This is a genomic window from Anaerolineae bacterium (genome assembly GCA_014360855.1).
In the GTDB taxonomy this organism is placed as follows: Bacteria; Chloroflexota; Anaerolineae; order JACIWP01; family JACIWP01; genus JACIWP01.
In genome coordinates, this window is sequence record JACIWP010000390.1 from 1 (window position 1) to 2046 (window position 2046).

Sequence of the window (2046 nt, forward strand, 5' to 3'; positions counted from 1 at the left end):
CGTCGCCCTGGGCGTGCACCTGATGGAATGGGGCGGGGAGACGGTGCCGGATTGGGTGTTTGCCGCCGGCGCCCAGACCATCACTTGCAACGGCTGGCGCATCCCCAAGTACTGGGATCCCGTCTTCCTGGCCAAACTGGAGCACTTCGTCCAGGCCCTGGCGGCGCGCTATGACAATGACCCGCGCATCGAATGGATCCAGATCGGCACGGGCATTTATGGGGAGAACCAGCCCTCGATAGACGAGCACGACGCCTGTGTGGAAGCGGCCATGAGTCAGGACTTCCCCAGCGAGGACCTTTCCGGCGTCTGGGTCGGCACGGTGAAGCTCATCACCGATATATATGCCCGCGCCTTCCAGAATAAGGCCGTGCTCCTCCAATTTGCCCCCACTTTCAAGCATGCCTGCGAGCGCAAGTGGACCACCGATTATGCGGCGCAGGTGGGGGTGGGCATCAAGCACAACGGCCTGCGCGTGGACGATGACCCGGCCGTCATTGTACCGCCGGCCTCCTCCGTCGGATGCGGCCAGTGGGACCCCTTCTTCGCCCACTGGCGCGAGGTGCCCACTGCCTGGGAGACCTACCGCACCGTCTATCTGACGGACGACACGCTGGAGTACTGGGGCCTGATCGGCGGCCTCAACAAGCATCCGGACTATTTCAACCTGCAGGCCAATCTCATCACCGAAACCGGCGACCTGGACTTCCTGCGCTTTGTGAACCAGCATACCGGTGTGACGCTGGCCAATACCCCCAGCGTGTGGGTGGCTCTGCGGGAGACCGAACAGACCTGGATGCCCCAGCGCGGCAACTTCGATTTCTGGCTGATCCAGGACGATGGGGTCGCCGGCGGAAAGACGGTGCCGGCGTGGAACGTCAGCAGTTACAAATACGGGCGCTATACCCGCCGCACCGACCAGGGCACCGGCAACCGCTATATGTACTTCCAGATTGACGACGGCTATCTCTACGGCGGCACCAACACCGCTACCGTGCGGGTGACCTATTACGACCAGGGCAACGATACCTGGGAACTGCAGTATGACTCGACTGCCGGCGCCTATAAGAGCGCCGGCGTGGTGCAGAAGACCAACACCGGCCGCTGGCTGACGCGCGAGTTCGTCCTGACGGACGCGCGCTTCGCCAACAGCCAGGCCGGCGGCTCCGACTTCCGCATTGACTGCCGGGGCGATGGGGATGAGTACATCCACTTCGTGCAAGTGATACGCGCCGGCAGTGCCCCGAACCCGACGCCTACCCCCACAACGCCGGCCGGTGCCACTGCTACCCCGACGCCGACGCGCACGCCGACCCGCACGCCGACCAGTGCGCCGGCGACGCCCACCCCGACGCCCGCCGGCAGTGAGTTCACCCTGGTGCTCCAGCGGGGGCTGAACGGCTACACCGGCGCGGTGGATACCTGGATCAACGGCTGGTCGGTGGACAGCAACTACGGCAGTGACACGCGCCTGATCGTGCGCTCGGATGACTGGATGGCGTCCTTGCTGAAGTTCGACCTGAGCGCGCTACCGGCCAACGCCTATGTCACCAGCGCGGCCCTGCAGGTCTACATCGAGGGACGGTCCAACTCCTACACCGTGGATGTGTCCGCCTACAAGATGCGGCGCGAGTGGCTGGCCGGCCAGGCGACCTGGAAGCAGGCGCGCACGAATCAGCCGTGGGGCGCGCCCGGCGCCAATGACACCACGGTGGACCGCGACGGGACGCCGGCGGATCATCAGCTCTTCGCCAGCACCGGCGTCTGGATGAGCTTCGATGTGACCGACATGGTGCGCGAATGGGCGGCGAACCCGGCGGCGAACTACGGCCTGGTGTTGAAGGGCGCCAAGGGAGGCGCCGGCGTGGAATACCGCCTGGCCTCGGGCGAGTACAGCAACGCCTCCCTGCGGCCGAAGCTGGTGATCCACTACCGGCTGGATGGCACGGCGCCGACAGCTACGCCGACCCCCACCGCGACCCCTACCAGCGCGCCGGCCCCCCCGACCCCCCCCCGCACGCCGACGAACCCGCCGGCCACCGCCAC

General features: G+C 66.3%; 1 protein-coding gene. It reads left to right on the plus strand.

What is annotated here, in order from left to right; all coding sequences use genetic code 11:
• A partial coding sequence (locus H5T60_14350; GenBank protein ID MBC7243611.1) for a DNRLRE domain-containing protein occupies positions 1 to 2046 on the plus strand: 2046 nt, incomplete at both ends.